Raw genomic sequence first — 7,423 nt, forward strand, 5'->3', positions numbered from 1 at the left:
GCAGCGGCCAAAACGGTCTTGTGAAATGTCATGGATTTGTCCTTCCCTGTGGAACACCGCGTGCACTCTTAAGGCACCCGCGCACAGAGAAAAGCAGTCGACTGTCGCAAAACGGCCGCCCCCCATGCCCTGCGGGAGAAAGCCTAATTTATGAGCATCGAGCGCGCAATATGATTACGCATTGAGCATAACAAAAAACGCCGCACCCACATTTAAGGCGCGGCGTTTGTTCGTTTGTGTCGCTCAGCCGATAATCGCGTTCAGCGTGGCTGAGGGCCGCATCACCGCAGCCGCCTTGGCTGGATCGGTGTGATAGTAGCCGCCCAGATCAACAGCCGCGCCGCCACCGGCCTTCAACTCGGACACAATCGCGTCTTCGCCGCCGGCCAGCGCCTCTGCGATTGGCGCAAACGCCGCCGCAAGATCCGCATCCTCGGCTTGTGCCGCCATCGCCTCGGCCCAGTAACGGGCAAAGTAGTAGTGGCTGGTGCGGTTGTCATCTTGGCCCACCTTACGGCCCGGCGACTTGCCTTCGGACAACAGCTTTTCGGTGGCGTCATCCACGGCTTTGCCCATCAACTTGGCCGCAGGCGTGCCCGCAAACCGCAGGCTTTCGCCCAACGCACAGAACTCACCCAAGCTGTCCCAACGCAGGTGGTTTTGCTCAACCAACTGCTGCACGTGCTTGGGCGCAGAGCCGCCCGCGCCGGTCTCAAACAGACCGCCGCCTTGCATCAACTTCACCACAGACAGCATCTTGGCCGATGTGCCGACCTCAAGGATCGGGAACAGATCAGTCAGATAATCGCGCAGCACGTTGCCCGTGATTGCGATGCAGGTCTTGCCCTCACGGATCGTCTCACACGAGGCCCGCGTGGCCGGCGTCGGCGCCATGATCTCAAACTTGTCCGACAGACCGCGCGCTTCAAGCACGGGAGTGACGTATTTGATCAGTTCGGCATCGTGGGCGCGGTCCGCATCCAGCCAGAAAATCGCACGGCAATCTTCAGCGGCCTGACGCTCAATCGCCAACTCGATCCAGTTCAAAATCGGGGCTTTGCGCGTAGACGCCAGACGCCAGATGTCGCCTGCCTCAACGCTGTGGCTGTGCAGCACATCGCCGTTGCCCGCGATCACCTCAACTGTGCCAGCGGCAGCCAGTTCAAAAGTCGTCGGGTGCGAGCCATATTCTTCGGCCTTTTGCGCCATCAGACCCACGTTTTGCACGGTGCCTGCGGTGGTCACGTCCAACTTGCCGGTCTCTTTGAAATAGTCGATCGTCTCGGCATAGACACCCGCATAAGAGCTGTCGGGGATGACACAGGTCGTATCGCCCTCATTGCCATCGGGGCCCCAGCCTTTGCCGCCCGCGCGGATCACCGCAGGCATAGAGGCGTCAATGATCACGTCCGAAGGCACGTGCAGGTTGGTGATGCCCTTGTCGGAGTTCACCATATACATCGGCGGACGCGAAGCGAGGCAGGCGTCAATCGCTGCCTTGATCTCAGCAGCGTTGGGCATCTCGGCGATTTTGTCGAGCATCGCACCCAGCCCGCCGTTCGGTGACACGCCAGCCGCGTCAAAATCCGCACCGTACTGGTCGAACACGGGCGCAAGGTATTGGCGGACACAGTGGCCAAAAATGATCGGGTCCGAGACCTTCATCATTGTGGCTTTCATGTGCAGCGAGAACAGTGTGCCCTCTTCTGCGACGGACGCGATTTGGGCGTCGTAAAAGGCTTTCAATGCCTTCACGGACATGAACGTCGCATCAACGATGGTCCCTTCGGGAAAGCTGAGGCCGTCCTTCAGGATCGTTTGCGTGCCATCCGCTGCGGTGTGCACGATCTTGGCGGCACCAGCGGCTTGCGCAGCACTCAGCGTGACCGAAGCTTCGTTGCTGCGGAAATCATTCGCACCCATCGTGGCCACACGCGTTTTGCTCTCGGCGGTCCATTCGCCCATGGAATGTGGGTTGGCCTGTGCAAATGCTTTAACCGCGGCAGGGGCGCGGCGGTCCGAGTTGCCTTCGCGCAGCACGGGGTTCACTGCCGAGCCTTTGATCCCATCATAGCGGGCACGGGCGTCTTTTTCCGCATCGGTCTGCGGATCTTCGGGATAGTCGGGGATGTCATAGCCCTGCGACTGAAGCTCTTTGATGCAGGCTTCCAACTGCGGCACGGATGCCGAGACGTTGGGCAGCTTGATCACGTTCGCATCGGCCGTTTTGACCAGCTCACCCAAACCGGCCAAGTCATCCGCAATACGCTGCTCAGCCGTCAGATTTTCGGGGAAGGTCGCAATAACCCGGCCCGCCAGCGAAATATCGCGGGTTTCCACGTTCAGGCTGGCTTTGCCAAGAAAGCTCTCGATGATCGGTAACAGCGAAGCGGAGGCCAGCTGAGGGGCCTCATCGACCTTGGTGTAGATAATCGTTCCGGGTGTTTGAGCCATAAGTCGGTTCCTCCTGCTGGGCGGCATACAATCGTATACCGACCGCATAACGCCAGAGGCCGCGCCGTTCAAGCCGCAACGAGGGCGCGCGGCGGAATGTCCTGATTCGATCCCGTAGCAGTCGGCACACACCCGCTTGGCGGCGTGTGGCGTGGGGCGGGCCTCGACGGCCCGTCCCGCGCGCTCCTTTGTGGATCACATCGTGTAGTTCAAGCCAAGCCGTCCGCCATCGACATAGATCGTCTCACCCGTGACATAGCTCGCCTTGTCCGAGCACAAAAATGCCACGACATCCCCGATTTCCTTTGCCGTGCCCGGGCGACCCAACGGCGTGCGCGACATGGCGGTTTTCAACGCATCCGGATTGGCATTCACGCCTGCCATCATCTCTGTATCGATAGAGCCTGGCCCAACCGCATTCACGCGGATGCCCGATGGGGCCAGTGCCAGAGCCGCAACCTTGGTCAACTGCATCACCCCCCCCTTGGACGCGCAATACGCCGGGATCGCAGGGATCGCGACCTGCGCATTGATCGACGACATGTTCACGATCGCCCCATGAATACCGCCCGCGACCATTGCCTTGGCCGCGCGTTGCGTCGCCACAAACACACCACGCAGGTTTACGCCCAGCACGGCATCAAATGTGGCCAAGTCATAATCCAGAAAATTCCCCGGCGCCGCGATGCCAGCGTTGTTCACCAAGGCCGCCACCGGGCCATGATCGGCCTCAATCGTGTCGAACAAGGCCAAAACTGCATCGGCGTCGCCCATGTCACAGACGTATCCATGCCCACCCAAACGTGCAGCTTCGGCATGCACGCTCTCCTTGATGTCCGCGAGCAGCACGGTGTAACCGTCCTCTGCCAACGCCTCGGCGCAGGCCAATCCGATGCCCTGTGCGCCGCCGGTGATGAGTGCATATTTCGTCTGTGCCATGGTGGCCTCCTGTCCAAATTTGGGGCCAAGGTCGCGCCCGCGCACGCGATTGTCCAGACATGTTGATCGACCCGGCCAAAGCTGGCACGCTGCGTCGAAACGGGAGGCAGATATGACCAAGCTCAAGATGTCATCGGCGGATATGGTGGCCGCCGCACGGGCACGCATCACTGAGGTTGAGACCGCAGACCTGATTGCACAGCTGGATGACCCGAATGTGGTGATCGTCGATATCCGCGACCCACGGGAACGCACCCGCACAGGGGCTATTCCCGGTGCTTTTCACGCCCCGCGCGGCATGGTCGAATTCTGGGTCGACCCCGACAGCCCCTACCACAAGCCCGTCTTTGCCCAAGCGGGAAAACGATACGTCTTTCACTGCGCCTCTGGTTGGCGCTCTGCTCTGACTGTGGCCACGCTTCAGGACATGGGATTTGACGCTGCGCATTTGCGCACCGGCTTCTCGGGGTGGGAGGCGGATGGCGGCCCCGTTGAGGCGGCTTCATGACAGCGCCTTAATGCACACATTAATGTATACATTAATTCAGAGCCCTTAGAGCCCAAAGAAAGGACACAACGATGCCCCTGCCCGCAGACATCCAGATGGATCTTCACCCCAAGGTCACACCCTTCTTTGACGCTCAATCCAACACCATCGCCTACGTCGTCCAGGAACCGGATGGCCCGGCCTGTGTGGCGATAGATGCGGTGATGAATTTCGATGCTGCCGCCGGGCGTCTGACGTCGGAATGCACCGATGCGATGATCGCCCATATTGAAGACGCAGGCTTGCGGCTGGAGTGGATTATTGAAACCCATGTCCACGCTGACCACCTCAGCGGCGCGCCCTATCTCCAAGACCGTTTGGGCGGCAAAATCGGGATCGGCGCGCAGATCACAACCGTCCAAGAGACCTTTGGCAAAGTGTTCAACGAAGGCACCGAGTTTCAGCGGGACGGATCGCAATTTGACGCGCTGTTTCGCGATGGCGACACCTATCACGTGGGCGCGATGCCCTGCACCGCGCTACACACCCCCGGCCACACGCCCGCTTGTATGGTGCATATCATGGGCGACGCGGTTTTTGCCGGTGACACGCTGTTCATGCCCGACGGCGGCTCAGCGCGGGCTGACTTTCCGGGCGGCGATGCGGGGCAATTGTACGATTCGATCCAAAGGGTTTTGGCCCTGCCCGATGAGATGCGCCTGTTTGTGTGCCACGATTATGGCCCCGGAGGCCGCGCAATCGCGTGGGAGACCACAATAGCCGAGCAACGCACGGCGAACATTCACGTCGGGGCCGGCACCACGCGGGAGGCATTTGTTGCGATGCGAGAAGCGCGTGATGCGCAGTTAGCGATGCCCAAACTGATCCTGCCCGCGCTTCAGGTCAATATGCGCGCAGGCGACGTACCGGAGGATGATGCGGGCAATATGATGCTAAAAATTCCTGTGAACCGGATTTAGCCGCGCTGGCCTTGGCGCTTTTGACGGCTAAGCACACGCGACATCACAACGGCGGGCAGCGCCTTGGCACCTTCGGGCACGTGCATCCGCGACAGCCGCCACCGATTACCCCACAGTTTCAATACGCAACGCGCCGAGAAAGACTCGGCCACGATCGCGTCTTGGCGGATAAGACGGGTCTGGTGACTGCCAAAGATGGTCGTAGGGTTGATGAACTCGGCCGATTTACAGACACGGTCCAGCGTGGGTAAATCATGACGCTCTAGCTGAAGGCAAAGCGTATCGAAAAACAGCCGTAGGGCGACGGGGTTTGTGATGCTCATGTTCCCCACAACAGTCTCAAACTGATGTGCCTGCGCATAATGTTGGGCGTAGCCGTCGAAATCGCCCTGTTCAATGGCGCGGCCTACCTCATCAAGATGCGTTTGGTAGATGCCTAAAGCATCATTATGTTCGGACTGCACAAATCCCCTATCCTTACCGGCCCACCACACGGACTACCGATCCACGTCCAAGCCATTGTTTTACATTCTAAAAAATTTGAACGCGAAAACCACGAACTAATATTCGCACCAATAGACTAATAACGTGTGAATCGTGGTGTTAGTCAGACCCAGCGGGCGCAAACCCGCCCCCAAGTCCGATTGGGTTCGGCGGACACTTGCCAACAAATGACGTAAAGGGAATTTTACGCCAACTGAGCGGCCTAGCTGTCCTGAATGCCGGTCCATTCGTAGTGACCGCGTGCGTTCAACAACGAAGACATCTGCAAACGGCCATCGATCCGCCGCAACAGCGCGGTACCCGTATATGGGTCGGTGATGAGCATCCCGTCCCGGACAAGGCGGGTGCGGAAGGTACCAAGAATCGATCCATCATCACAGTGCTCAAAACTGACGATACTGCGGTCGATCACATCGACCTTCGTGATCTCAACCGCTTTTAGGTAAAGATCAAAATTGCGCTGCAATTCATCAATGTCATGCAGGACGAGGGTCCCGTTTTTGGTGACAATTGAGAAAGGTAGTATCAGCCGACTGCGCCACAATTCAAAATCGGGCTCAGTAAAACAACGGGTAATGTCGTTAAGGAAATTTTCAAATGTATCTGTCATATTCTCATACAGATACCACATGCAGCAGTGAATACTACTGAAACCAACGCAGCGAACGAAATTAAACTTTAAAATGAAAGATAAATCCATGAATTGGCTGATTTAGGCGCCGCGGGCTATTGGTACCAATTCGATATTTTTATCCAGCAGCCTGAATGACGCAGTGCTGACCCAAAGGATTCGTTTACGCAGCAGCACACCGCAAGCGCCTAGCACAGGGACAGCGATAACTGATCCGACGTGGCGGGTCACTTTTCATTTAAAACTGAGGAATTTGGCTGGGATGGTAGGATTCGAACCTACGGTACACTGTACCAAAAACAGTTGCCTTACCACTTGGCTACATCCCAACCGTGCCGCGTTATCTAGGGCGTGTGCTGAGGCTCTGCAAGCAAAAAATCAGCGGAAATTACTTGTTATGAACCGAAGCCCTGCGTAAGGCGGCCACATGGAAAATTGGGACGTCATCATATTGGGTGCAGGCGCTGCGGGACTGTTTTGCGGCATTGAGGCTGCACGGCGTGGACGGCGCGTTTTGGTGGTGGATCATGCGAAGGCTCCGGGCGAGAAAATTCGCATCTCGGGCGGTGGTCGGTGCAATTTCACCAACATGTATATTGAGCCCCATAAGTTCCTTGGCGAGAACCCGCGCTTCGCGCTTTCGGCCCTGAACCGCTATACCCAGTGGGATTTCATCGAGCGGGTCGATGCAGCCGGCATTCCGTGGCACGAAAAAACGCTGGGGCAATTGTTTTGCGATACCTCTGCCAAGGACATCATCGCCATGCTGACGCGGGAATTGGCAGAGGCCGGTGCCACGTTGCGGTTGGGCTGCGGGGTATCCGACGTGACGCGCGGGGCGGCGGGGTTTGTGGTGGACACGACCTCTGGCCCCTTGGCGGCTGAGGCCGTCGTGGTTGCGACAGGGGGTAAGAGCATCCCCAAGATCGGTGCATCGGGCATCGGTTATCACATCGCAGAACATTTTGGCTTGCGCATTGTGCCCACCCGTCCGGCCCTTGTGCCGTTGACGTTTGAAGGGCAGCTAAAGGCCGATATGGCCACGCTATCGGGCACATCTGTGCAGGCGACGGTGGCGGCGGGCGGCACCGCGTTTGATGAGGGGCTGTTGTTCACGCACCGCGGGTTGTCGGGGCCGTCGATCCTACAAATCTCAAGCTATTGGACCGAGGGCGCGCCGATCACAGTTGATCTGGCGGCGAATACCCCCATCGCAGAGCCGTTAAAGGCCGCGCGACAAGAGGCGGGCAAAATCTCGATCAAGAACGCATTGGCCCGGCACTTGCCCGAAAAGCTGGCCGTACAGGTTGTGGCGCGCGCACAAGTGTCGGGCACGCTGGCCGATCAAAGCAACGCGGCGCTGGAGGCATTGGACGCGGCGGTTCACAGTTGGGACGTCACGCCAGCGGGCACCGAAGGCTACCGCAC

7 protein-coding genes and 1 tRNA gene are annotated in these 7,423 nt (G+C 58.6%); 3 read left to right on the top strand and 5 right to left on the bottom strand.

Annotation, left to right across the window (positions count from 1 at the left end; genetic code table 11):
• Positions 1-243 precede the first annotated feature (243 nt).
• A complete protein-coding gene (locus AC4GMC_RS16405) occupies positions 244-2,454 on the bottom strand; it encodes an NADP-dependent isocitrate dehydrogenase (RefSeq protein WP_487876688.1) in 2,211 nt (736 codons plus the stop codon).
• A 195-nt stretch (positions 2,455-2,649) separates the two neighbouring features.
• Complete coding sequence (locus tag AC4GMC_RS16410) at positions 2,650-3,393, bottom strand: SDR family NAD(P)-dependent oxidoreductase (RefSeq protein WP_487876687.1); 744 nt, start codon at positions 3,391-3,393, stop codon at positions 2,650-2,652.
• A 112-nt stretch (positions 3,394-3,505) separates the two neighbouring features.
• Between AC4GMC_RS16410 and AC4GMC_RS16415 the strand changes: the two genes are divergently transcribed.
• Both AC4GMC_RS16415 and AC4GMC_RS16420 read left to right on the top strand, forming a co-directional pair.
• Positions 3,506-3,901 carry a rhodanese-like domain-containing protein gene (locus AC4GMC_RS16415; RefSeq protein WP_487876686.1) on the top strand — a complete coding sequence of 132 codons (396 nt, stop codon included), beginning with the start codon at positions 3,506-3,508 and terminating at the stop codon, positions 3,899-3,901.
• 71 nt (positions 3,902-3,972) lie between these two features.
• Complete coding sequence (locus tag AC4GMC_RS16420; protein ID WP_487876685.1) at positions 3,973-4,860, top strand: MBL fold metallo-hydrolase; 888 nt, start codon at positions 3,973-3,975, stop codon at positions 4,858-4,860.
• Here AC4GMC_RS16420 and AC4GMC_RS16425 read toward each other — a convergent pair.
• The 3 genes from AC4GMC_RS16425 to AC4GMC_RS16435 form a co-directional block, all read right to left on the bottom strand.
• Positions 4,857-5,324, bottom strand: a complete 468-nt coding sequence (locus tag AC4GMC_RS16425) for a hypothetical protein (RefSeq protein ID WP_487876684.1) — start codon at positions 5,322-5,324, stop codon at positions 4,857-4,859. The two genes, AC4GMC_RS16420 and AC4GMC_RS16425, sit on opposite strands and share 4 nt — an antisense overlap.
• A 242-nt stretch (positions 5,325-5,566) precedes the next feature.
• Positions 5,567-5,974 (bottom strand): hypothetical protein, encoded by a 408-nt coding sequence (locus AC4GMC_RS16430; protein ID WP_487876683.1) that lies wholly within the window; start codon positions 5,972-5,974, stop codon positions 5,567-5,569.
• 275 nt (positions 5,975-6,249) lie between these two features.
• Positions 6,250-6,324 (bottom strand) — tRNA-Gln (locus tag AC4GMC_RS16435).
• 98 nt (positions 6,325-6,422) lie between these two features.
• On the opposite strand from AC4GMC_RS16435, the gene AC4GMC_RS16440 reads away from it, so the two are divergent.
• The coding region (locus AC4GMC_RS16440) for a BaiN/RdsA family NAD(P)/FAD-dependent oxidoreductase (protein ID WP_487876682.1) at positions 6,423-7,423 on the top strand (1,001 nt) is incomplete at its 3' end.

Source organism: Thalassobacter sp. (assembly GCF_982993085.1).